This window comes from Sphingomonas sp. PEI4, from assembly GCF_056679955.1.
Genome location: NZ_CM155258.1, coordinates 3,354,832 through 3,378,917, shown reverse-complemented (window position 1 = coordinate 3,378,917; position 24,086 = coordinate 3,354,832). Strand labels below are relative to the sequence as shown.

The 24,086-nt window shown below is 65.1% G+C and carries 18 protein-coding genes and 1 tRNA gene; 13 read left to right on the top strand and 6 right to left on the bottom strand.

All coding sequences use genetic code 11. The features are described from left to right. Positions 1 to 117: 117 nt before the first annotated feature. Positions 118 to 1,302: an acyl-CoA dehydrogenase gene (locus AC1MLZ_RS15605; RefSeq protein WP_480961582.1), complete on the top strand. Its 1,185-nt coding sequence runs from the start codon at positions 118 to 120 to the stop codon at positions 1,300 to 1,302. A 76-nt stretch (positions 1,303 to 1,378) separates the two neighbouring features. Continuing rightward, positions 1,379 to 2,515: a CaiB/BaiF CoA transferase family protein gene (locus tag AC1MLZ_RS15600; RefSeq protein ID WP_480959266.1), complete on the top strand. Its 1,137-nt coding sequence runs from the start codon at positions 1,379 to 1,381 to the stop codon at positions 2,513 to 2,515. 79 nt (positions 2,516 to 2,594) lie between these two features. On the opposite strand, the gene AC1MLZ_RS15595 is transcribed toward AC1MLZ_RS15600, so the two are convergent. Then, positions 2,595 to 3,890: a sugar MFS transporter gene (locus tag AC1MLZ_RS15595; protein WP_480959265.1), complete on the bottom strand. Its 1,296-nt coding sequence runs from the start codon at positions 3,888 to 3,890 to the stop codon at positions 2,595 to 2,597. A gap of 105 nt (positions 3,891 to 3,995) precedes the next feature. Here AC1MLZ_RS15595 and AC1MLZ_RS15590 point away from each other — a divergent pair, with 105 nt between their 5' ends. The 5 genes from AC1MLZ_RS15590 (at position 3,996) to AC1MLZ_RS15570 (ending at position 8,913) form a co-directional block, all read left to right on the top strand. Continuing rightward, the gene (locus AC1MLZ_RS15590) at positions 3,996 to 4,541 is read left to right on the top strand and encodes a (2Fe-2S)-binding protein (protein ID WP_480959264.1); all 546 of its coding nucleotides are present in this window, start codon (positions 3,996 to 3,998) and stop codon (positions 4,539 to 4,541) included. 396 nt (positions 4,542 to 4,937) lie between these two features. Beyond that, positions 4,938 to 5,894 (top strand): RcnB family protein, encoded by a 957-nt coding sequence (locus AC1MLZ_RS15585; protein ID WP_480959263.1) that lies wholly within the window; start codon positions 4,938 to 4,940, stop codon positions 5,892 to 5,894. Positions 5,895 to 6,011: 117 nt separating this feature from the next. Continuing rightward, positions 6,012 to 6,695, top strand: coding sequence for a prolyl hydroxylase family protein (locus AC1MLZ_RS15580; RefSeq protein WP_480959262.1), 684 nt, complete (start codon positions 6,012 to 6,014; stop codon positions 6,693 to 6,695). Between the two features lie 318 nt (positions 6,696 to 7,013). Further along, positions 7,014 to 8,777, top strand: coding sequence for a single-stranded-DNA-specific exonuclease RecJ (recJ, locus tag AC1MLZ_RS15575; RefSeq protein ID WP_480959261.1), 1,764 nt, complete (start codon positions 7,014 to 7,016; stop codon positions 8,775 to 8,777). Positions 8,778 to 8,838: 61 nt separating this feature from the next. After that, positions 8,839 to 8,913: transfer RNA gene (locus AC1MLZ_RS15570), tRNA-Glu, on the top strand. Here the strand turns inward: AC1MLZ_RS15570 and AC1MLZ_RS15565 are convergent. Together AC1MLZ_RS15565 and AC1MLZ_RS15560 are read right to left on the bottom strand one after the other, a co-directional pair. Next, the gene (locus AC1MLZ_RS15565; RefSeq protein ID WP_480959260.1) at positions 8,908 to 9,060 is read right to left on the bottom strand and encodes an SDR family NAD(P)-dependent oxidoreductase; all 153 of its coding nucleotides are present in this window, start codon (positions 9,058 to 9,060) and stop codon (positions 8,908 to 8,910) included. The genes AC1MLZ_RS15570 and AC1MLZ_RS15565 overlap by 6 nt on opposite strands. 413 nt (positions 9,061 to 9,473) lie before the next feature. After that, positions 9,474 to 11,147 (bottom strand): tyrosinase family protein, encoded by a 1,674-nt coding sequence (locus AC1MLZ_RS15560; protein WP_480959259.1) that lies wholly within the window; start codon positions 11,145 to 11,147, stop codon positions 9,474 to 9,476. Positions 11,148 to 11,535: 388 nt separating this feature from the next. Here AC1MLZ_RS15560 and AC1MLZ_RS15555 point away from each other — a divergent pair, with 388 nt between their 5' ends. Together AC1MLZ_RS15555 and AC1MLZ_RS15550 are read left to right on the top strand one after the other, a co-directional pair. Then, positions 11,536 to 13,182 (top strand): hypothetical protein, encoded by a 1,647-nt coding sequence (locus AC1MLZ_RS15555; RefSeq protein ID WP_480959258.1) that lies wholly within the window; start codon positions 11,536 to 11,538, stop codon positions 13,180 to 13,182. A gap of 232 nt (positions 13,183 to 13,414) precedes the next feature. Next, the gene (locus AC1MLZ_RS15550) at positions 13,415 to 13,561 is read left to right on the top strand and encodes a hypothetical protein (protein WP_480959257.1); all 147 of its coding nucleotides are present in this window, start codon (positions 13,415 to 13,417) and stop codon (positions 13,559 to 13,561) included. A gap of 197 nt (positions 13,562 to 13,758) precedes the next feature. Here AC1MLZ_RS15550 and AC1MLZ_RS15545 read toward each other — a convergent pair whose 3' ends face one another. Continuing rightward, the gene (locus AC1MLZ_RS15545; RefSeq protein ID WP_480959256.1) at positions 13,759 to 14,775 is read right to left on the bottom strand and encodes a cupin-like domain-containing protein; all 1,017 of its coding nucleotides are present in this window, start codon (positions 14,773 to 14,775) and stop codon (positions 13,759 to 13,761) included. A 37-nt stretch (positions 14,776 to 14,812) separates the two neighbouring features. Then, positions 14,813 to 18,154, bottom strand: a complete 3,342-nt coding sequence (locus tag AC1MLZ_RS15540; RefSeq protein WP_480959255.1) for a TonB-dependent receptor — start codon at positions 18,152 to 18,154, stop codon at positions 14,813 to 14,815. Positions 18,155 to 18,456: 302 nt separating this feature from the next. Here AC1MLZ_RS15540 and AC1MLZ_RS15535 point away from each other — a divergent pair, with 302 nt between their 5' ends. The 4 genes from AC1MLZ_RS15535 to AC1MLZ_RS15520 all read left to right on the top strand — a co-directional run bounded on the left by AC1MLZ_RS15535 (position 18,457) and on the right by AC1MLZ_RS15520 (position 23,661). Continuing rightward, a complete protein-coding gene (locus AC1MLZ_RS15535) occupies positions 18,457 to 19,980 on the top strand; it encodes a tryptophan halogenase family protein (protein ID WP_480961581.1) in 1,524 nt (507 codons plus the stop codon). Then, positions 19,977 to 21,449 (top strand): tryptophan 7-halogenase, encoded by a 1,473-nt coding sequence (locus tag AC1MLZ_RS15530; protein WP_480959254.1) that lies wholly within the window; start codon positions 19,977 to 19,979, stop codon positions 21,447 to 21,449. Before AC1MLZ_RS15535 ends, AC1MLZ_RS15530 begins: the two co-directional genes overlap by 4 nt. Then, entirely contained in the window at positions 21,446 to 22,954 is a 1,509-nt protein-coding gene (locus AC1MLZ_RS15525) for a tryptophan halogenase family protein (protein WP_480959253.1), read from the top strand. The genes AC1MLZ_RS15530 and AC1MLZ_RS15525 overlap by 4 nt, the downstream gene beginning before the upstream one ends. A gap of 479 nt (positions 22,955 to 23,433) precedes the next feature. Continuing rightward, on the top strand, positions 23,434 to 23,661 hold the full coding sequence (locus AC1MLZ_RS15520) for an MmyB family transcriptional regulator (RefSeq protein WP_480959252.1): 228 nt from the start codon (positions 23,434 to 23,436) through the stop codon (positions 23,659 to 23,661). A gap of 162 nt (positions 23,662 to 23,823) precedes the next feature. On the opposite strand, the gene AC1MLZ_RS15515 is transcribed toward AC1MLZ_RS15520, so the two are convergent. Next, on the bottom strand, positions 23,824 to 24,081 hold the full coding sequence (locus tag AC1MLZ_RS15515; RefSeq protein WP_480959251.1) for a hypothetical protein: 258 nt from the start codon (positions 24,079 to 24,081) through the stop codon (positions 23,824 to 23,826). Positions 24,082 to 24,086 lie beyond the last annotated feature (5 nt).

Sequence of the window (24,086 nt, the reverse complement as noted above, 5' to 3'; positions counted from 1 at the left end):
GGCGAACGGGAGCATGTGACTATCGCGGTGCTGACGCTGATCGACGCTAATGCGCTCGTTAGGGGTGGACTTTCGCTGACCGACGCACGAAGTCGGCGGTCAACGAAGGAGATGACGATGGCCGGGATGGGCAAGTTCGACTGGGCGGATCCGTTCCTGCTCGACGATCAGTTGAGCGAGGACGAGCGGATGATCCGCGACACCGCGAAGGCGTATGCCGACGACAAGCTGGCGCCACGGATCATCGACGCGTTCCAGCACGAACATACCGATCCCGCGATTTTCCGCGAGATGGGCGAACTGGGCTTGCTCGGGCCGACCATCCCTGAGGAATATGGCGGCGTCGGCGCGTCCTATGTCTCCTACGGTCTGGTCGCGCGCGAGGTGGAGCGGATCGACTCAGGGTATCGCTCGATGATGTCGGTGCAGTCGAGCCTCGTGATGTACCCGATCAACGCGTTCGGCTCGGAGGCGCAGAAGCGGAAATTCCTGCCCAAGCTGGCAACCGGCGAGTTCATCGGCTGCTTCGGGCTGACCGAGCCCGATGCGGGGTCGGATCCGGGCGGGATGACGACGCGCGCGAAGAAGACCGCGAACGGGTATGTGATTTCGGGCGCGAAGACGTGGATCTCGAACTCGCCGATCGCGGACGTGTTCGTGATCTGGGCGAAGTCCGACGAGCATGGTGGCGGCATCCGCGGCTTCATCCTGGAGCGCGGGATGAAGGGGCTCGAGACGCCCAAGATCGAGGGCAAGCTGAGCTTGCGCGCGTCGATCACCGGGATGGTGATGATGGACGAGGTGGAGGTCGGCGACGATGCGCTGCTGCCCGACGTGCAGGGGTTGAAGGGGCCGTTCGGGTGCCTCAATCGGGCGCGGTACGGGATTTCCTGGGGTGCGCTGGGCGCGGCGGAGTTCTGTTTTCATGCGGCGCGGCAGTACGGGCTCGACCGTAATCAGTTCGGGACGCCGCTCGCCGGGCGTCAGCTGTTCCAGAAGAAGCTGGCGGATATGGAGACCGAGATCGCGCTTGGGTTGCAGGCGTCGTTGCGGGTTGGGCGGTTGATGGACGAGGGCCGGTTCGCGCCGGAGATGGTCTCGATCGTCAAGCGCAACAATGTCGGCAAGGCGCTCGACATCGCGCGGATGAGCCGGGACATGCACGGCGGCAACGGGATTTCGGGGGAGTATCAGGTGATGCGCCACCTGATGAACCTGGAGACGGTGAACACGTACGAGGGCGCGCATGACGTGCATGCGCTGATCCTCGGGCGCGCGATTACGGGTATCGCTGCGTTTTGAAGGCTGCACGCGCAAACATGTGTCCCCGCGAAGGCGGGGACCCAGACTGGGCTCCCGCCTTCGCGGGAGAACAAGGTTGAAGGATACTCCCCTCGCCGGGCTCAAGGTCGTCGAGCTCGCGCGGATCCTTGCAGGGCCTTGGGCGGGGCAGGTTCTTGCCGATCTCGGCGCCGACGTGGTCAAGATCGAGAGCCCCGCTGGTGACGACACGCGTACCTGGGGTCCGCCCTTCATAGACAACCCCGACGGCACACGCGATGCCGCGTATTTCCACGCCGCCAACCGCGGCAAGCGGTCGGTCGTCGCCGACTTTACGACCTCCGAGGGACAAGCCGTCGTCCGCGACCTGATCGCCGATGCCGACGTCGTGATCGAGAATTTCAAGGTCGGCGGGCTCGCCAAATACGGGCTCGACTACGCGACCCTCGCCGCGATCAACCCGCGGCTCGTCTACTGCTCGATCACGGGCTTCGGCCAGGACGGGCCCTACGCCCCGCGCGCCGGCTACGACTTCATCGTCCAGGGCATGAGCGGGATCATGGACCTGACCGGCGAACCGGACGGCGCGCCGCAGAAGATCGGCGTCGCCTTCGCCGACATCATGACCGGGCTATATTCCGTGATCGCGATCCAGGCGGCACTGGCGATGCGGACGCGGACCGGCCGGGGTCAGCAGATCGACATGGCGTTGCTCGACACCATGACCGGGGTGCTGGCGAACCAGGCGATGAACTGGTTCGCGAGCGGCGTGTCGCCGACGCGGGTCGGGAATGCGCATATGAACGTGTGTCCGTATGCGGTGTTTCCGTGCGCCGACGGGTGGTTCATTCTGGCGGTCGGGAATGATGGGCAGTTCCGGCGGTTCTGCGACGCGATGAGCTTGCCCGAGATGCGCGACGATCCGCGGTTCGCGACCAATGCGGGGCGGTTGGCGTTCAAGGACATTCTGTTCGCGGGGATCGAGGCGGCAACGTCCCGGGTGCCGAAGCTGGAGTTGCTCGCGCGGCTGGAGGCGGTTGGCGTGCCGGCCGGACCGATCAACACGGTGGCTCAGGCGTTCGATGATCCGCAGGTGATTGCGCGTGGGATGGCGATCTCAGTCGAGCGGCCAGACGGGTCGACGGTCCCGGGGCTGCGCACGCCGATCAGGTTTTCAGAAGCCGATCTCGCTACCGGGCGGGCGGCACCGTTGCTCCCACGTCCGTCATCCTGACGAAAGTCAGGATCCAGAGCCACTGGCGCAGGCCCGCGTGGCTCTGGATCCTGGGTCGAGCCCAGGATGACGGACAGGGTTAGGCGACCGTTTCGACCGCCGGTTTCCGGGCGTACAGTCCGTACGCCAGGATCAGCGCGTAGCAGATCGCCGGGAGCAGCAGCGCGAAGTGCAGGCTGCCCGACTTGTCCGCGAGCATACCCGTCAGATACGGGACGATCGCACCGCCGACGATCGCCGTGGCGATCACGCCCGACCCTTCCGCCGCACGCTTGCCGAGACCTTCCGACGCCAGCGAGAAGATCGTCGGGAACATCACCGCGTTCATCAAGCCGATCGCCAGCAGCGCCCAACCCGATACCGCGCCCTCGGTGTTCGCCGAGATCAGGATCAGCGCCAGCGTGCCGGTCGCAACGCCCGCCAGGACCTTGCCCGGCGAAACCTTGTTCAGCACGTATGCGCCGATGAATCGGCCGATCAGCGCGCCGCCCCAGTAGAACGGCACGTGCTTGCCCGCCGCGACGTCGCTCAGGCCCATCACGCTCGGCTGCATCAGGTAATTGACGATCAGCGAGCCGACCGCGACTTCGGCGCCGACGTACAGGAAGATGCACGCCGTCCCCATCGCGAACCGCGGGCGCTTGAGCAGCGTGAACGCGTGGAAGATGCTGCCGGTCTGGTCCTGCTCTTCGTTGAGCCGGTTGCGACGGGTCCACACCACTGCGGCTACGACCAGCAGCGCGATCGCGAGGCCGATATAGGTGTGCACGACGGTCCGCGAGGACTCGGTCCGGTACGCGTCGAGCGCGGCGCCGGTAAGCTTCGAGGAGTCCACGGTGGCCAGCCCGCCCAGGATCAGCGCGGAGCCGACATACGGGAAGATGGTCGTGCCGAGCGAGTTGAACGCCTGCGCGAACGTCAGCCGGCTCGAGGCGGACTTGGGATGGCCGAGCGCCGAGATCAGCGGGTTGGCGACGACCTGTACCACGGTGATGCCAGCGCCGAGCACGAACAGCGCGAACAGGAACATGCCGAAGCTCGCCTGCCCCGCGGCCGGAATGAACAACAGGCAGCCCGCGGTCATCGTCACGAGACCGATCGACGCGGTGCGCATGTAGCCGGCCTTGCGCACGATCGCCGCGGCGGGGATCGAGAACAGCGCATAGGCGAGGAAGAACGCCGACTGGACCAGCATCGCGGTCGCGTGGTCGAGCGTGAACAGCTCCTTCATCTTGGGGATGATGATGTCGTTCAGCGAAGTGATGCCGCCGAAGATGAAGAACAGCGCGAACACGAACACGCGCAGGTCGGGCGCGTCGTAGCCGTGGCTGGCATCGCCGCCCGCCGCTGATGTGGATTTGGTATCGACGTGCATCGTGTAGCGCCCTCTCGCGGTATTATTCGCGCGACATAAGCCGGGGCGGCAGCGCGTGGCAATGCCGGTTGGTGCGATCCGTCCCGGCGGGCTAGGACGGCGGACATGAGCCGCTTCACCGTCAACAACGAGCCGATCGAATACAAGCTCGACAAGGATACGCCGTTGCTGTGGGCGTTGCGCGATGCGTCGAACCTGACTGGGACGAAATATGGCTGCGGCACAGGGCATTGCGGCGCGTGTACGGTCGATATCGACGGGCACGCGGCGCGGAGTTGCCGCGTACCGATAGGCTCGATCGAGGGCGCGTATGTCACGACGATCGAGGGTCTGTCGCGCGAGCGCAATCATCCGGTGCAACTCGCCTTCATCGCCGAAGCGGTGCCGCAATGTGGGTTCTGCATTTCGGGGATGATCATGGCGGCGGCGGCGTTGCTGAAGCGCAATGCGGACCCGAGCGAAGCGCTGATCCGCGAGCAGATCACGAACCTGTGCCGATGCGGGGTGTATCCGCGGGTGGTCGAGGCGGTGCAGCGCGCCGGGCGGGCGATGCGGGGGGAAGAGGTGATCCCGGCAGGGCCGCGGCCGGGGATCGATCCGGCGGACTCAGCGCGGTTGGTGCCTGCGTTGGTGCCGCCGCCGGCGCGTTAGCTCTTCCCGGACCAACAAAGCTGTTCTTTCGCGGTCCTTGTTCTCCCGCGAAGGCGGGAGTCCAGTCTGGGCTCCCGCCTTCGCGGGAGAACAAGGAGGGGCAGTAAACGAATTCCCACCACCCCGGCGAAGGCCGGGGCCCAATTGGAACGTCCAAGGTGACGGGTCTCGCGCTTCGTTACTTGCCGCCCCCAATTGGGCCCCGGCCTTCGCCGGGGTGGATGCTTTTCATAAATAAGCGGCACCTATTGAGCCAGCACTGTTCAAGGTTGCGTCTCCCCTACCTAAACCTGTCTAATCGCTGACGAACCCATTCAGCCTCTCAACACACCGCAACGCCTAGACCGAACACATCATAGGAGCCGGCTCGTGCGCCGGCAGTCGAGGACGACGGCGATGACGGGCAAGTTTCTCAAACTCTTGATGGCAGCCTCCGCGTTGGTGCCGGCAGCCACGATGGCATCGACGGCGACCGCGCAACAGGTCGACCAGGACCGCGGCGACCGCGGCCAGCGTCCGGACCGAGGCCAGCGTCAGGATCGTGGCGATCGCGGTCCGCGCCCGGACAGGCAGGCGTTCCAGCAACAACGTCCCGATCGCCCCGCCGCGCCCGACCAGGGCCGACGCCCGCAACGCGCCGATCTCGGCACGCAGCCGCAGGTCCGCGGGGACCGCCCCGACGGTCAAGGTCGCCCCGACCGGAACGGCCAGAACCGCGGCGGCGAACGTGGCAACGGTCAGGCCTGGAACGGCCAGCGCGGCAACGGCCAAGGATGGAACGGCCAACCCCGGCCCGACTCGCAGGCTGGCCAGAACCGCCCCGATTGGAACCGCGATCGGGCGCGCCCTGGCTTCGACCGTGGCAACCAGCAGGCGGACCGCGGCCAGTTCGATCGCAACGGTGGGCGTAACGACAACCGAGGCGACTGGCGCAACGAGCGCCGCGATGGCTACCAGAACCGCCAGCCCAACCGCGCCTATGGCAATGTCCAGGGCTATGGCCGCGGCAGTTATAACCAAGGTCGCTACAACCAGGGCGGCGCGTGGAACCGTGGCTGGCGTAACGACAACCGCTACGCCTGGGGCAATTACCGCGCGTCGAACCGCGGCGCTTATCGCCTCCCGCGCTACTACGCGCCGAGCGGCTGGGGATCGGGCTATCGTCGCTTCAACGTCGGCTTTTCGCTGAACAGCATTCTCTACAACCAGAATTACTGGATCCAGGACCCGTACACCTACCGCCTGCCCGAGGCATACGGCCCGTATCGCTGGGTCCGTTATTACAACGACGCGTTGCTGGTCGATCTCGACAACGGCCGCGTGGTCGACACGGTGTACGACATCTTCTGGTAAGCTGCGGCTTACCGGCACGAGGTAACAGGGGAGAGCCCCGCGGTGGTCCAGATCACCGCGGGGCTCTTGTGTTTCTGGCCCCTTGCGTTTTGAAGGCGTTTCGCCAAATCCTGCGCCGTGGGTATCTTTTCAAAAGCCAGGAAGGTCGATCCGGCCGCGGCGCTTCGCCAAGCCTTCGGATCGCAGGTCGCAGCGCGTCTCGACGCCAACCCCGCGGTGCAGCGCATCGCGATGGACACGGTGCAGTTCTATTACCAACCCGATTTCCTCGACCTGCCGACGTGCAAGCGGCTGATCGCGGTGATCGACTCCAAGCGACGGCCGTCGACCCTGCTATCCGACCGCCCGAACAGCAATTTCCGGACCAGCGAGAGCTGCGACATGGATCGCTGGTCGCCCGACGTGCAACCGACCGACGAGGCGATCGCGACCTTGCTCGGGATCGACCTGCTCCACGGCGAGACGATGCAGGGCCAGCGCTACGCCCCCGGCCAGCAATTCCGCGCGCACCATGATTATTTCCACGAATCCGAAAGCTATTGGGCCAGGATGCAGGAGCAAGGCGGCCAGCGCACCTGGACCGCGATGGTGTTCCTCAACGACGTGCCCGAGGGCGGCGCGACGTGGTTCCCGCAGGCGGGCGTGAAGATCTCACCGAAGCGCGGCATGCTGCTCGCGTGGAACAACATGAACCCGGATGGGACGCCGAACGGACTGACGCTGCACGAGGGCATGCCGGTGATGGAGGGCACGAAGTATATCGTGACGAAGTGGTTCCGCGAGCGGCCCTGGATCAAGTGACGAGCCTTGGGGTGGCGATATTCCCCACCTCCGTTCGCCCTGAGTAGCCGTCGAGTAGCTGCAACGCAGCGTATCGAGACGGCGTATCAAAGGACAGGTTGGCGCGCGGAACCTCATGCTTCGATACGCACCCTCGATACGCTTCTGGCGAAGCTACTCGGTCGCTACGCAGCACGAACGGTGGAGAGCTAACCAGCGCGACACTGTTTCCTCGCGAAGGCGGCAACCCAGACTGAACTCCCGCCTTCGCGGGAGAACAAGACAGGGAACGGCCCCCTCCCCGCTCGACAATCCCTCCACAGCCACTACGTCCGAGACATGACAGTTCTCGGCGTAACCTCTTCCATCCTCGGCCAACCCTGGCGCTGGCGCGCGCTCGCCGCCGACGGCCGGGACGGCTTTGGCGTCGGCGGTTCGGGCGACGACCTCGTCACCCAGCTCCTGCTCGCCAGAGGCTGCCCCCGCGACGCGCTCGACGCGCATCGCACCCCCTCGATCCGCGCGTTCATGCCCGACCCGTCGATCTTTCGCGACATGGACCGCGCCGCCGAACGCCTCGCCGACGCCGTCCAGGCGCACGAACAGGTCGCGATCTTCGGCGATTACGACGTCGACGGCGCCACCTCCGCCGCGCTGATGGTGCTGGTCCTCCGCGATCTCGGCATCGAAGCGCGCCCGTACATTCCCGACCGCCTGCTCGAAGGCTATGGCCCGTCCGGCGAGGCGCTTGTCCGCCTCGCCAGCGAAGGCGCCACGCTGATCGTCACGGTGGACTGCGGCGCACAGGCGTTCGACGCGCTCGACGCCGCCCGCGACGCGAAAGTCGACGTGATCGTCATCGACCACCACAAATGCTCGACCGCGCTCCCGCACGCGCTGGCGCTGGTGAACCCCAACCGCCTCGACGAGACCGAAGGCGCCGCGCACGGCCACCTCGCCGCGGTCGGCATGTGCTTCCTAGCCGCCGCGGCGCTGGTCCGAAGCTTACGCACCCGTGGCTTCTTCAAGGATCGCGCGGAGCCGAAACTGATCGACCTGCTCGACATCGTCGCGCTCGGGACGGTCGCAGACGTCGCGCAACTCCGCGGCCTCAACCGCGCGTTCGTGTCGCAAGGCCTCAAGGTCATGGGCGCGCGCAAGAATATCGGCGTCGCCGCTCTGATCGAGGCGTCGCGCCTGACCCGCAACCCGACCTGCACCGACCTAGGCTTCGCGCTTGGGCCCCGCATCAACGCCGGCGGCCGCGTCGGTCGCGCGGATCTCGGCGTCCGCCTGCTCACCACGCAAGACCCCGACGAAGCGCGCGAGATCGCCACCGAACTCGACCGCCTGAACGAGGAACGCCGCGCGATCGAAATCATCGTGCAGGACGCTGCCGACCTCCTCTCCAGCCGAGACCGCGCCGTCGCGGTGGTCGCAGGGCATGGCTGGCACCCCGGCGTGATCGGCATCGTCGCCGGTCGCCTGAAAGAAAAGCTCGGCCGCCCTGCGATCGTCATCGCGATCGACGAGAACGGGTCGGGCAAGGGCTCGGGCCGCTCGATCCCCGGCGTCGACCTCGGCGCCGCTGTCATGGCCGCGCGCGAACACGGCCTGCTGGTGGCGGGCGGAGGTCACGCGATGGCCGCCGGCCTGACGATCGCCGAAGCCGCGATCCCCGCCTTCACCGACTTCCTCGAAGAGCGCCTGGCCGCCGCGGTCGAACGCTCGAACGGTGACCGGGCGCTGTTGCTCGACGCGGTCCTGGCGGCGGGCGGCGTCAACCCCGGTCTCGTCGAATCGATGGAAGCCGGCGGCCCATACGGCATGGGCTGGCCCGCACCGAGAGTGGCGATGGGCCCGGTCCGCGTCATCAAGGCGGATATCGTCGGCAACGGCCACGTCCGTACGATCGTCGCGGGCGACGACGGCCGCAGCATCAAGGCGATGGCCTTCCGCTCAGCCGAGAGCGCGCTGGGCCAGGCGCTGCTTGGCGCCGCCCCCCATCGCAAACTCTGGCTGGCCGGCCGCGCGAAGATCGACGACTGGTCCTCGCGCCCATCGGCCGAACTTCATGTCGAGGACGCGGCGTGGGCGGACTAAATTCTTGCACCGAAACGCTTGACGCCCCGCCCCCTTCCCCTTAGTCGGCCTCCACCACGCAGGCCCCTTCGTCTAGCGGTTAGGACGCGGCCCTTTCACGGCTGAAGCACGGGTTCGATTCCCGTAGGGGTCACCAACCACCACTCTCGTGGCGGGAACGTGCGGTTAAGCCATTCTTTGCACTTCGCGACGCCACGACGTTCCAGCCACGCTGCTGGAAGAGCTTGGCCGTCGTCCGCCCGATTCCTTTAGAGGCACCTGTGACAAGAATGGTCCTGGTCATGTGATTAGCGCCTTGCAGCCGATGCTATTACGGCGGCAGGATGTGCCGACCTCACTCGGCTAACCCCGAACCGACGGTGTTATGCGATCCCCGGCGGCGCGCCCCGTCCGGCTTTCGGTTCACCTCGGGCCCAGCACGTTGCTAAATCAGGATCGGCCAAATCCAGGATATGGGATGGCGGCCCGCCCGGCACGCACCCAATTGCACCGGCGCGCAGAGACATGTTCGAAGGCCACCTAGCTCTGACAGAGCCGTGACGATCGGCGCTGACATTTACAGACCGCTTTCACCTGACCTTGCCATTGCTAAAACCCGATCCCAGTCGAGATCGAACCAGCTGTCTCCTTCCGGTTTCCAACCGGAAGGAATGGCGGGCGCGATTATCAGCGCCTGCGACTGCAGTTAGGCAGCGATCAGCCGCCATCTATCACGACCGACTGGACCGGGATGTCCGCCGGCGCCATCGCCGTCATTCCGACGTGCGCACTGGTCGAGGGGTTTGAAGCCGTGAAGCGCAGGATCCGCTTCGCCTTCAGGCTGCCGCGTTGGCGAAGTTGGTCGAGCGCAGGCCCGAACGGCAAAGAGAAGGTCATCGTTCCGTGCGGCATGCCGTGGCCGAACATGGCGATCTGCCCGACCTCGATCATTGCTCCGTCCCCGGCATCGACCATGACCGGGAAAGCCTGGCCGCGCCTGGCATGGGGGATCGACAGGGTGACCGTGACGACCGCGGTTTCGGCGTAACCGGGTGTCGCGAGGGTAAGAAGGTCGGGCACGACCGGAACCGTGTTGGCGCCCGTTGCCTGCCCGGCGCCCAGCATTGCGTGCGCCGATTGCCCGACGATGCGGATCGGTCGCCTTGGCGTCATCGCCCGCAGTCCCGCGCCGCCGACCGCCCCCGCGGTGCCAGGCTGGTAATCATACGCAAAGGCGCCGATCGCGGCATAGTCGCCGGCCTTCGCCTGAAGCAGCGGCTGGCCGGCAGCGGTGCAGAAGAACAGGAACGGCTCGGCGGACCATTTCGGGAGGTCGGGCCCGGTCGGAAGATAGGGTCGCCTCGCTGCAATCTGATTGTGCGTCCAGACCGTCCACAACCGATCCAGATTGCTGTGATGGAGGAAGAACAACGGGTCGACCGGGGATAGGTTGGCTTGCATAAAACCACCGGTATCGGAGGTGTTGCTGCACACGCCGTCCTTCTCCGTGTAGATGATGCCACCGACATTGTTGTGAACCTTGTTGTGCGGATGCCCCTCGATCACTGCGAACCCGGTCATTTGACTGTGATGCGCAGCTTTCGGGCTCGAAAAGAAATTCGCGATGAGCGGCGTCACCGGGTTCGCGGTATAGGCGTGCGCCGCCATGCCGGCGGCGACGGTCTGAAGCGAAACGGCCTTGGCCGCGAGACAGTCCAGCAGCGCATCTGGATTGCGGGCGTTGGGCAAACCCTTGCTGGGAAAAAAGGACGGGAATTGCGGATTGGTGGGATCGGTCAATTGCGCCCACAATACGTCCGTGGTCGGAATATCGCGGTAGACCAGTTGCTGGAGTTGCGCCGAACCCGGCGCGAAATAGCCGGATCTGGCGATCGGCTCCCTGAAAGTGGCCACGAATGTCTGCAGATCGCCGATGAACGCAGGGTTCGTCGGAGTCAGGACCCCCTGCGACATGGCTGCCGGTACCGCCGGAATCGGATCGGCGCTCCAATCCCAATAGGGGAAGGCGAAATTCGGGTTGCCTGAAAACGCGCGGACGGTCTGTTCGACCAGGCCAGTGAACCCGCGGTGCCAGGGATAGAGCCACCAATTACCGTGCGGGCAGTCGAGATAATGCGTCAAGGCGATGCGATACCAGTTGCGCGGATCGGTCGGCGGCAATTTCAACATCGCCGCGATCGCGATGCTGTAGGATGCGAGCATCCTTTGCCCTTCAGCACTTTTTACGTTGTAGCGCCGCCAACGGGCGGGCGGCTGCGCCCGCGCGGCGATCGAGTCTTGCGGCAGAAGCGTCGCCCCCATCAAGGTCGCCCCTGTCGCGAGTCCAGTTGCAAGCATCGTCCGCCGTGACACATTATCGCTTATCGACATGATATCATTCCCCCCAAAGACCGACACAATAACAACCCCGATCATACCGGCATGCCAAAGCGTTCATATTTTTCCATCTAAAATGGATTAAAATAGATTACCCCCAGCAATGGCGCTTTCATTCTTCATAACCATTACCATCTTTTGCGATCTCAAAAAGTGCAGAATGATCGGATAGGACATTCATTATTCAGAGTCGTACATCATGAATCTATTACTGTTGCATATTGGTATATCTGCGCGCACCATGTCGCCATCGAAATAAAGACCCTGTCACGACAGTGTTCGATCTAGATCGAGACCATCCGCGAATTTGACCAAAGAGAACGCAAGGCGTCGTCATGCAGAGCATTTCGACGAAACGTCACGCAACCGTAGGGGGAAGCGCATGTCGAAGACCGTTCCGCGCCACATGGCGTTTCGAATCGCCAATGGAATCGCTCTCGCCGCCGCCGCAACCGTGTTTGGCACCGCCGTGATGCACGCCGCCGGTCCGATCGCGGCGCCGTATCTACGGTCCTTCCCCGATTTTGCTCCCGCGATCACGCCGCAACTGCCCGGCGATGTCGACGTCGCGCTCAAGACGCGGCTCGAAGCGGCGAAGGCCTTTCCGCAGGTTCAGCGCGAGTTCGATCTTTATTCCTGGCAGATGCTACTCGCGCTCAATTGGCCGACCAACAATCGCGGACAGCCCGCACCGGACATCACCGACACGGCGTTCGGCGCGCCGCGCTGGACGCTGTGGCACAACAGCAGTTCGATCTTTCAGGTCGACGGCGCAAAGCCCGCTGCCTGCGCCTCGTCCGGCGGGGCCAAGCTGCTGGCAACGACGCACGACGTGTCGCGCCCGGTCAGCCGCGGGCTCCAGGCATTCTCGCGCGCGGCAACGGGAAACACCGATACGCGCCGTACGCGCTTCCTCGGCGTCATCTCCGCCGTGGGCGAACTCAACGCCGCCAATCTCGGCGACATCCAGCAGGCCTTTACCGGTCCGTTGATCGATCAGAATGGCGAATTCGTCTTCTACGAGATCATGATCGATCCAAACGAAGCCGATTATCTCTGCGCCAACGGCCTCTACAACATCAACGGCCAGGTCGCCTTCACCAAGAAGGGCGGCAAGGTGGTCATGCCGAGCGGCACGTCGACCGAGAACGCGAGCGGATCGTTCGAACTGAAATTTGCCTGGCGCATCCTGAAAAAGGGCGCCGACGATTTCGGCCGCTTCCACACGATGGACGCCGTCGTCATCGACCAGGGGCCGACCGGCAAACAGGTCGAGCGTCGGGTTACCGTCGGCCTGGTGGGCATGCATATCGGCCACAAGAGCGCGACCTCCCCGCAATGGATCTGGTCGACCTTCGAGCAGATCGACAACCTCGATGTCGACCCGGTCGCGCATCCGACGCTTCGGCCGTCCTTCACCGATCCGAACTGCCCGCTCTGCGCGGTCGACGTGCAACCGGTGCTGGGCGGCAATGGGCTCTACCCGCGCATCCCCACCCAGGCGTGGCGTGCGATCCCGATCCCCGGCGACAAGATTGCGCTCAACATGCAGGCGCAGGCCGTGCTGAAGCAGTTGGGCAGCGTATGGCAATATTATCAGTTGATCGACACGCAGTGGCCTACCGATCCAGGTGCGCCGCCATCGCCGTGGAACAGCGGCCTGCCGCTGTCCGTCACGAACAAGCCCGGCGGCCATCCGACGCCGGCGATGCTCACCAACATCACGATGGAAACCTATTTCCAGACCGGGAACCAACCCGGTTGCAGGGGCGAGGAACGACCCGCCGGCGTCCCCTGCCCCAATACGCCAACGTGGAATGCTGTGCTCAACGCAAACAAAAAAACGATGTTGCCCGCCGTGAGCCCGACCGTGTTCATGACCGAAAGCTGCACAGGCTGCCACAGTTCCGCCGGGGTCTATACCAGCTATGACCCGGCCACGAAGAAGGCCACCCAATCCGGGCAGCTCACCGCTGATTTCTCGTGGTTGTTGGCGCAGAAGGCCGCTTGGAATCACAAGATGCAGTAAACGTTAAATTGCTGCGTCCCGGATTTCCCAGGGCAGTTTGATTGGGGTCATGCTGACACAGCTGTACGCATTCGCAATCGTAGCGACTGCGCCGATACGCGGCTATGATCGAAGCTGTCGCTACGTCGCCATGGCTGCCGTGCATTGCATCCGTACCGCGGTGCATAACGATCCCCCTCCCCGCCGTATCCAAATCCCGGCATGATCCGCCTGGGACACGCGAGAAACCGAAATGCAGCGCGATGCGGTGTTCCACGTGCATCAAGACATCGCCGCGGCGATCGCGGATCGTGCGCCGGCAGATGCAACGATGCTGATGGAATCACATTTCGACACATCCATCAGCGATATCTTTCGCGTGCAAACTCGCTTTACGTGAACCCGATCCTTCCAACCGTCGCGAACCCATCGGAGCGAGCGGCCGCCATCCGCGGAAATGGCCGCACCAACGACGAGTGCTCCAGGATCGGCGCTTAGTTTGGCATTGGCGAGCGCGGCTGATCCTCATGCCGATGATCGCATGCTCGGGTCGGCGCATACGGCGCCACCCCGCCGGCCCCTGAGCGCGATACGGTTCTACAGCCTCTCCAACGCCCGCGCCAGATATCCACGGATCGTGTCTGTCCGCTCGGGCGAAGGAGACCCGAGCACGCCGCGCATCGCCTCGGGCAGATGCGTGGCCGCGTCCTGCGCCGCGTCTCCGAACACGTATTGATCGAACCAACCCCGCACCGCCGCGCGCTCACCCGTCGGCAAATCGCGGATCGCCAGGATCGCGTGGATCAGCGCGGGGAAAGGCGACGCCGCGCCAGCTGCCCCCCACCAGTAATTGACCAGCACGTTGAACCGCCCGAGCGCCTTCACGTCGTGCCACCACATCGACGGGATGAAGATCGCATCGCCCGGCTCCAGCACGGTTACCTGCATCTGCTCGCGCGCCGCCGCGAACTGCGGGTAACGATCCAGATCCGGTGCTTCGAGATCGACCAGGCTGACCGGCTGCCCCGCGATCGTCACGTCGAGCGGGCCAACATACAAGTTCGGCCCCTGCTCGGGCGGAAACAGGCAGAAACGTCGCCGGCCCGCCACGACGACCGCGACGTTGCTCGATACGTCGTAGTGCGTCGAAACGCGGCTCTCGTTGCCGATCCACACGCGCGGGACCGCGTCAGGCGTAGGCAGAGGCAGCACATTAGCCTCAGCCCAGCCCGGCAGGAACTCGCCCGCCGCTGCGGCCCCGGCATAGATCGCTGGCGCACCTGGCACGCCCTGCAGCGCGATCAACTGATCGACCAGCGTCGCGATCGGTGCCTTCGCGCGCTCGAAATTGAACCCGCTGAGGTCGTCATTGTAGAAAAACCGCCCGCGCACGTCGCTCTGAGCGACCATGACGTCGGCAGAGCGCCCACCGTCGAACGATACGATATGATCGGCGATCGCGCGATCGGACGCGCTCGCAGCACGCACCGCCGGCCATTGCGCCGCAAGTCCGCGCATGACGACAGGACGGTATCCGTGTGCGACCTCGGCTTCAAACTGCGCCGCGTCGATCGCGCCGGTTTCGGCAACCGGAAGACCAGGGATCTCACTCATCGCGTGCGTGTAATCCCTGGCCCTGTATCCCGCTACCTCAGAAGGTCATGCGTGCCGACAACGTGTACGACCGGTCGTTCTTGAAGAAGCTGCGCGGCGCTTCGAGCCCCGCGCCGTTCAGCAGGAAGGTGGTCTTGGTCGTCGTGTCGAGCAAGTTCGACGCGGTCACGCCGAGCTTGAAATGCTCGTTGACCGTCACGAAGGCCGAGGCATCGAGCTGACCGGTCGGCAGCGAGTAGACCGGCAGGAACGGGAAGCAGCAATCGCGGTTGGTCAGCAGGAACTTCGACCGCCAGCTATACGCGACACGGGCATAGAACGGGCCCTTGTCGTAGAAGCCAGCAACGTTGACCGTATGCTTCGACAGACCCTGCAACGGCAAGTTGTCATAGAGACCGGCGACGTCCTGCGGCGGACGGCTGCCATCCGCGGCGCCGTTGGCCGGCACCGGGTTGGGGATCTTGCCCGCCTTCACGTACGTATAGTTGGCCTGCATGCCGAGGCCGCCGAGCGGTCCGGGCAGGAAGTCGAAGGTTTGCTGGTACGCGATTTCCGCACCCTTGATCCGCGACTTGCCCTTCACGTTGGCGGGCCCGCTGACCTGCACGTCGAACGTCTGGCCGTTGTTGGTCAGGGTGCGCGTGTAGCCGAAGTTGTCGACGATGATGTTCGACAGGGTCTTCTGGAACAGCGTCGCGGTGAGCGAACCTACCTTCGAGAAATACCACTCGCTGGTCAGGTCGAACTGCAAGGCTTTGACCGGGCGCAGATACGGATTGCGCGACTGCGCGGCGAACTGGAAGTTGCCGGCGGTGTTCCCACCCGACGTGCCGACACCGACATAGTTGCGCAGGTCGCCGAAGTTCGGGCGCGAGATCGCCTTCGATCCTGCCGCACGGAACAGCAAGGTCGGGGTGACCTGAAGCTTGACGTTCGCGCTCGGCAACCAGAAGTTGAACTTTTGCTTGGCGATATCGGGCGTCGACGATCCATTCGCATAGGCTACGATCGCCGCCTGCTGCGCGGCCGGGACCGTGCAGACCGGGTTGATCGATCCCGACGCCGGCGGCACGTCACGCTGTGACTGGCAGAACCCGGCCAGCGTCGCCGGATAGGCGCCACCAGCGGGATTGGCCGGCAGGTTGGTAGGATCGAAGATCGTATTCTGCTGGGGGAAGGTGATCGCCCCGTTCGAATCGTCCTTCGTGCGAACGAAACGCACGCCGACGTTACCGGTCAGGCTCATCCCGTTGCCAAAATCCTGGACGCCGAAATCGGCGCGGGCATAGGCTGCAAAGCTACGCTCGCGATTGCGATACACTTCGCTCGGGAGGTATGCGCCATCAACCGTTGCGCCCGCCCGATCCTCGGCTGGCCGATAACTGCCACCGCCGAGCGCGGTGACCTTGCGCAACAGGTCGGTGAACGCGTCATGATCGCGCAGGATGTCGTCGGAGACGAACGTCGTGCTCGGTGGCGTGTTCGTTCCCCCGCGGAAGAAATTGGTGAAGTTGTGGAGACCCTGCTCCTGCTGGCTCAGCGCGGTATAGCTGACCGGCCCGGCAGCCGCCCAGGTCTCCGACACGTTGCCCCAGTTGTTGTAGTCAACTGCCTTCACGGTCTGCTTGCGATCGCTGTAGCGACCGCCGACACGGACGTTGCGCAGGAACGCGTCGTCGCTGACGTCGAACTGCGCGTCGCCGCGGAACGCCCATTCGTGACCCTTGTTATCCTGGCGCCCGTTGAAGGCGTCGCGGAAATAGACCGAGTTCGGGTTGGCGAAATAGCTGGTGGTATCAAAGCCTGGCGTGAGCGAGGTGATCTGCGGAATTTTGCCACGCAGGTCGATCGACGTCTGGCTGAAGGTGGCGGTGTCGAGAATGTCGTCGCGCACCTTCACCTTCGACGTGGCATATTGCCCGTCGAAGTTCAGGTGCAGGCGATCGATCGGCTCGAACTTGATGTTGAGCGACTGATCCTGCGAGATCGACTTGGAATAGAAGTGACGGTTCGACTGGGTCGTGAAGATGCCGCCGGGCGAGAACTGCGTCAGCGCGCAATTGGAGGTGTTCAGCGAACCATCGGGGTTGTTGCCACAGCCCGCCGGATTGTTGCCGAATACCTGCCCGGTGCGCTTGCCCAGCGTCCCGCTCGTGAAGACGCCGTTGTCGTCATAGGTGAAGTCCGACCCGCCGACCGGGAAGACCGTGTTGGCGTCGGGGTAATACACGTTCGGCTCGACGGTCTGCTCGAGCCAGTCGTCGGTCGACTCCGCGCGCACGAACTGCCCGGTGATCAGCAGGTTGCCCGACGCGTTCTCATATTGCGCAGCGCCCGAATAGCCGATGCGCGTGCGGTCGAAATCCTGCGACCGCGACCCTGCGCCCAGCGGTGCGTACACCACATTGCGACCCGCTGGCAGCGGGAAGGTGTCGAACAGCGTCGACTGATACGGCGTACCTGCGTTCAGCACGCGACCCTCGCCGGCATCCTGTACACCGTTGCCGTTCTTATCGTCGTTGTAGCGCGGCAGCATCGACGAGACGAACACCGAGTCCGACCGGCTGTAGAGCTTCTGGTAGGTGCCGCTGGCGAGGATGCCGAACCGGCCTGCGCTGCCCAGGTCGAACTGCTTCGAGACGAGCCCGACGAACTGCGGCGCGCCGCGCTTCTCAAGGTCGCCGAGGTTCATGCCTGCCGAAAGGAACAACAGGTCCTTCTTCGAATCGAACGGCTTGCGGGTGTTGATGTTGACGGTGCCGGCGATGCCGCCTTCGACCAGATCGGCGGTGAGATTCTTGAACACCTCGACCGAGCCGACGATTTCCGCGGGAATGTCGTTGAAGCCGATCTCGCGACCGCCACCAGCCGCGAACGCATCGCGGCCGTTGAACTCACCGCGGACGTAGCTGAGGCCGCGGATCACGACGCCGGACCCTTGCGCCGAATAATGTGCGGAGTCGTTCGGTGCGGCGAAGCGGCTGATCGACACGCCAGGAACGCGCTGCAACGCTTCGTTGACCGAGCGATCGGGGAGCGCGCCGATGTCTTCCGCGGTGATCGCATCGACGACCGTATCCGAATTACGCTTGATGTTCTGCGCGTTGGCCAGGCTCTGGCGGATGCCGGTGACGACGATCTCTTCGCGCTCGGGATCGGGGGTCGGGTTGCCGGCATCCTGCGCGGCGCCCGAGGTGCCGGTGGTGTTGCTCGCCGAACCCGGCGCGGTGCCCGCGGTCGCTGCATCGAGGCTGGTCGCGCCCGACGTCGTGCTCGCGGCGCCCGGACCTGCAGGCGCTGGCACGGCTTGCGCATCCGCGGCAGCGGGGTCCGCGACCTGCGCGAAGGTCGGCGTGGCGGCGAACGCGATCGCAAGCACGGATACGCTTCCGCCAAACAGACGGGAAGCGAGACGGACCGTCACAGACGCACCAGCACTTGGCATTATTGACCCCTTATACATCCACAAGCACGATTGCCGCCGCTTCTGAAGCAGACGTACAAACCGGGCTTTCTCCCTAGGAACGAACGATAAATCGGTCGCCGAACCGAGCATTACTCAGCTATGTTTTCGGTCACAAGTTGAATAATGAAATTTGGTAGACAGATTCGAAAGGATGCCGTTCCAGTGTTGCTCAAGGGTGACAGTCTCGGAGCGGCCCTAATCGACGCGGGGGGATGATGACGGAAATGGAGCGAACGCGTGTCGTGATCGTGGGTGGCGGCACTGCGGGCTGGATAACGGCTGCGGCGCTCGTCCGGCTGCTGCCTACAGCCTGCTCCGTGCACCTGATCGAGTCGGCGGAGATTGGCATCGTCGGCGTCGGCGAAGCGACGCTGCCGCACATCCGCGCGTTCGTGGAACGGCTAGGGCTCGACGAAGCGGATTTCATGCGGGCGACGCATGCGACGTTCAAGCTCGGCATCGATTTTCGTGATTTCGGCGCGATCGGCGACAGCTATATCCACCCGTTCGGCACGTTCGGCCGCCCGCTCGGCGACGTCGGCTTCCATCATTACTGGCTGAGGCTGAACGCTGCCGGACGCGCGGGGCCGATCGGCGACTATTCGGTCGCGGTCGCCGCGGCCAACGCACACCGCTTCGCCATCCCCGACGGCCCCGCCGACGATCTCGCGGCGAGCTTCGGCTATGCCTATCAGTTCGATGCGACGCTGTTCGGACCCTATCTGCGCCGCTTCGCCGAGGCGCAGGGTGCACGACGCATCGAAGGCCGGATCGTCTCCGTCGATCAGCACGCGGAGACCGGCGACGTCCGCGCCGTACGCCTCGATTCCGGCGAGACGATCGAAGGCGACCTGTTCGTCGATTGCTCGGGGTTCCGCAGCCTGCTGCTCGGCGACGCGATGGCAGAGCCTTGGGAGGACTGGTCACGCTGGCTACCCTGCGACCGTGCCGTCGCGATGCCCTGCGCGTCACCCGAAGGCCCGATCGAACCCTACACGCGCGCGACCGCGAAACCGGCTGGCTGGCAATGGCGCATCCCCCTCCAACACCGCGTCGGCAACGGCTATGTCTATTCGAGCGCACATTTGGACGATCAGGTCGCCGCCGACGCGCTGGTCGCCTCGGTCGAGGGCAAGCCGCTTGCCGACCCGCGCTTTCTCAAGTTCCGCGCAGGCCGCCGCCGCAATTCCTGGGTCGGCAACGTCGTTGGCATCGGGCTCGCCTCGGGCTTCCTCGAACCGCTCGAATCGACGAGCATCTACCTCGCGCAGATGGCGCTCACGCAGTTGATCGAGCTGTTCCCGCAACGCGCCGGATCGGAGGGCATCTCGCCAACGGACCGGACCGAGTTCAACCGCATGGTCGACATGGAATATGACCGCATCCGCGACTTCCTGATCCTCCATTACCACGCCACCACTCGCGACGATTCCGACTTCTGGAACCATGTCCGGACGATGGACGTCCCCGACACGCTTGCCGAGAAGATGGACCTGTTCCGCCGCGCCGGCCGCGTCGCCCAGTATAGCGAGGGGTTGTTCCTCGAACCGAGCTGGCTGGCAGTGTATCTGGGGCAAGGCATCGTTCCGCACGGCTGGGACCAGCGCGCCGACGGCCCCGCGCTCGATGGACTCGACCGCGCCGTCGCCAAGCTGCGCGCGCAGGTCGCCGCGACCGCCGCAGCGATGCCCGACCACGCCGCGTTCCTCGCGCAGCGCAACGCGACGATTCCGGCATGACCGAGCGCGCTCCCATTCGCAGCATCGCAGTATTGGGTGCCGGCATCGTGGGCCTGTCCGCCGCGATTGCCTTCGCCCGTGCGCTGCCCGGTCTCGCGATCACATTGGTCGAGACGCCGGCGGACCCCGCCGCGCTGGCGGATCGCATGCCTGGTACGCTGCCATCGATCGCGATGTTCCATGACCGCATCGGCCTTAGCGAACGCGATCTCGTCGCGGCCGGTACGCTGCATAATATCGGTACGCGCCTGCCCGATTGGCGTTCCGACGGCGCGCGTGTCGTCCTTGCACGCGGCGACCGCGGCGGTACGATCGGGGCGGGGGCGTTCCACCAGCATTGGCTGAACGCCCGCCGCGCCGGCAAGGTCGCCGCATTCGACGCGTTCTCGCCTGCCGCTGCTCTCGCGGCAGTGGACCGGTTCGTGCATCCCTCGGACGATCCGGCTTCGCCGCTTTCCGGCCTTGCCTATGCGCTCCGCCTCGATCCGCCACGCTACCGGGACCTGCTTCGCGCATTGGCGCGTCATATCGGCATTGTCTCGATCGCAGGCGCTTTCGCAGGCGTCGAACGCCGTGCGGACGGCGGCGTCGAGGCGCTGATGTTGACGGACGGTCGTCGGCTCGTAGCGGACCTCTATCTCGATTGCTCCGGCCCCTCGGCCCCGCTTCGCGCGGCGATCGACACGCGGTGGGAGGATTGGCGCAAATACCTTCCCGTCGACCGCCTGCTACTCGGCACAGGGCCGGCCCGTGCGCCCTCGCCGACCGACGATCTGATCGCGCTCCCGGCGGGATGGCGGTTCGAAAAACCGTTACGTGATCGCACCTTGATCGGCCTTGCTTATGCCGCCGCCCAGACACCGGACTCCAGCGCGCGTCGCATTCTCCCCGCAGGCGAAGAACTCGTTTGCATCGCCCCCGGCGCCCGCCCGGAACCCTGGGTCCACAACGTCCTTGCGCTCGGTGACGCGGCAGTTGCGCTCGATCCGCTGGCCGACGCCAACCTTTATCTCGCGCAGGCTGCGATCCTGCGCGCGATCGACCTCCTGCCCGGCCGCGACTGCGCCGCCAGCGAACTCGCCGAATACAACGCCCGCACCTACCGCCAGGCGTCGCGCGTCCGCGATTTCCAGGCCGCGCACTATCATTGCGCGACCCGAACCGGTGGCGACTTCTGGAAGCACGCCCGTCGCTTGCCTCGTCCAGACAGCCTCCATCACACGCTCGACCAGTTCGCCCACCGTGGTCGCCTGCCGTTCTACGAAGACGACACCTTCGAGCCGGACGAGTGGCACGGCCTGCTGCTTGGCCTCGGCATGATTCCGCGTATCCCCGATCCTATCGCCTCGGCAACGCCGCTGGAGACGGTCCGCCCGGCGCTGACGCGGATCGCAGGGGCCAATGCCGCCCTGCCATCGCGCCTGCCGCCCTACCCCGCCTATCTCGCGCAACTGGAACGCAGACGATGACCGCTCCCATCCGCAAGGTCGTGATCGTCGGCGGCGGCACCGCCGGCTGGATGGCCGCCGCCGCCGCCGCGCGGTTCCTCGACGACGGCCAGCGCCAGGTCGTGCTCGTCGAATCCGATGCGATCGGCACGGTTGGTGTGGGCGAGGCGACGATCCCGCCGATCCTCGGCTTCAACCAGTTGATCGGCGTCGACGAACGCGATTTCGTCCGCGCGACCGGCGCCACCTTCAAGCTCGGGATCGAGTTCGTCGGTTGGGACACCGGCGCCGACCGCTACATGCACGCATTCGGCGCGCACGGCCGCGATATCCAGGGCCTGGCGTTCCATCAACTCTGGCTGAAACTGCGGAACCACCCCGGCATCGGCGGACTCGACGCCTATTCGCCGTCCGCCGTCGCGGCGCATCTCGGCCGCTTCGGCCAGCCAAGCGGAACCGCGCCGCTCGCCTACGCCTATCATTTCGACGCCAGCCTGTATGCCGCCTTCCTACGCCGCCGCGCCGAAGCCGGCGGCGTGACCCGTGTCGAAGGCCGCATCACCGGCGCCGATCGCGATCCTGCGAACGGCCACATCCGCGCGGTCCGGCTCGACGATGGCACCGCGGTCGACGGCGACCTGTTCATCGACTGCTCGGGCTTCCGCAGCCTGTTGCTCGGCGAGACGATGGGAGTCGAATTCGAGGACTGGTCGCACTGGCTCCCCTGCGACCGCGCGATCGCCGTGCCGACCGAACCGACCACGCCTATACTGCCCTACACTCGCGCGACGGCGCGCCCAGCGGGCTGGCAATGGCGGATCCCGCTCCAGCACCGCACGGGCAACGGCCACGTCTATTCCAGCGCGCACATGTCAGACGACGAGGCGACCGCGCTCCTGCTCGCCAACCTCGACGGCAAGCCGACCGCCGATCCGCGCCAGCTCCGCTTCAAGGCAGGCCGGCGCGCGAAGATGTGGGACGGCAACGTCGTCGCGCTCGGTCTCGCCGGCGGCTTTCTTGAGCCACTCGAATCGACCAGCATCCACCTGATTCAGACCGGCATCTCAAAGCTGTTCGCACTGTTCCCCGATCGCGGCTTCTCCGACGTCGAACGCGACGAATATAATCGGCTGATGGGCGACGCCTACACGTCGATCCGCGATTTCATCATCCTGCACTACCACGCCACTCGCCGCGACGATTCCGCGTTCTGGCGCCACGTCCGCACGATGCCGGTGCCGGACAGCCTGACGCGCAAGCTCGCGCTGTTCCGCGAGAAAGGGCGCATCTTCCGCTACGACGACGAACTGTTCGGCATCTCGAGCTGGGTTCAGGTCCTGCTCGGCCAGCACGTGATCCCGACCGGCTATGACCCGATCGTCGACGCGCTCGATGCCGACCGCGTCGCCGATGCGATCCGCCAGATCCGCGCCGCCACGCTGCGCAATGCTCAGGCGTTGCCGAGCCATGGTGAATTCGTCGCCCACCTGGCTCCGTTCGATCGCACAACCGAGCCTGCCATTTAACTTGGCTTTTCGATCCGTATGCTTTGCACTGAGGCACTCGCGTTGCTTGCCTCAGCCACGGTCCCGCACCGTCGCCGCATCCCGCCTCGCGTACGAAGGGCCGATGACGCGGCATTCGGTGCCTGCCGGACCAGATCATCCTGACGAGCGGCGACAAGAATGGCCTGAGCCTCGCGATCATGACGTTGCAGGCGGACGGCCGCACCGTCTGGATGGAAGACCCGGAGTATCCAAGTCGGCCGCGGTATCGAGATCGCTCCCGACGCGGCGATCGCGGTGATGACCGCCGGGCAGCAAGCGCCGACCGGAGTCGGTCTGTCACCTCGCCGCCGGCAAGCGCTGGTAGCGTGGGCAGTGCGCGAAGGCGGCTGGATCATCGAGAACGATTACCTGAGCGAACTCCAGCTGACGGGCCGCGCGCTGACGTCGCGCGTGCGGGCGCCAACAACACCGCAGCGGCCAGCAAGCTGGTCGCCGAATTGTCCCTGCTCAGCCCCGAGTTCGCGGCGCTGTGGCAAGGCAATGACGTGATCGCCCATAACGAGGGCGTGAAGCGCATCCATCACCCCGACGCAGGGTTGCTCGGGATGGAGTTCTCCACGTTCGCAGTCGAGGGGCGGCCGGAACTGGGGATGATTGTGTACAACCCGGCCTCTCCAGCAGATGCGGAGCGGCTACGCGTGCTGCTCGACACTCGCCCAGACTGATCGGAATACGAAGACCAGGCACGGACCATTCGACCCGCTTCTGGTCGTTCCCGGCCAGTTTGCCCGTCCCAAAAACCTGCCGTTCATGTATTCGTTTCGGTTGAACGGCTTGGTTCGATGCGGGCGTAGGGCTGAGGAGCATGGATCGCCAAAATGATCAGCCTACAATCCGGCTTGATCGATCATCGATGCCACCTCGACCGGCAATGCGGACTCTGACGTGGGCAACAACCGGTTAAGCGCAGTCTGTATGCGCTTGCGGGCTACCTGATATGCCTTGTGCCGGATCGCGCGCGTCGCGTTGGTCCGCCATGACGGGCTCTCACCAAGCAGCGCCTCCCACTTGGCCTCCTCTGCCTCCAGGATCGACAATGCCAGACGCAGTCCATCCCGCCGCCCGCGTGCGTATTCGTCGGACATCGCCC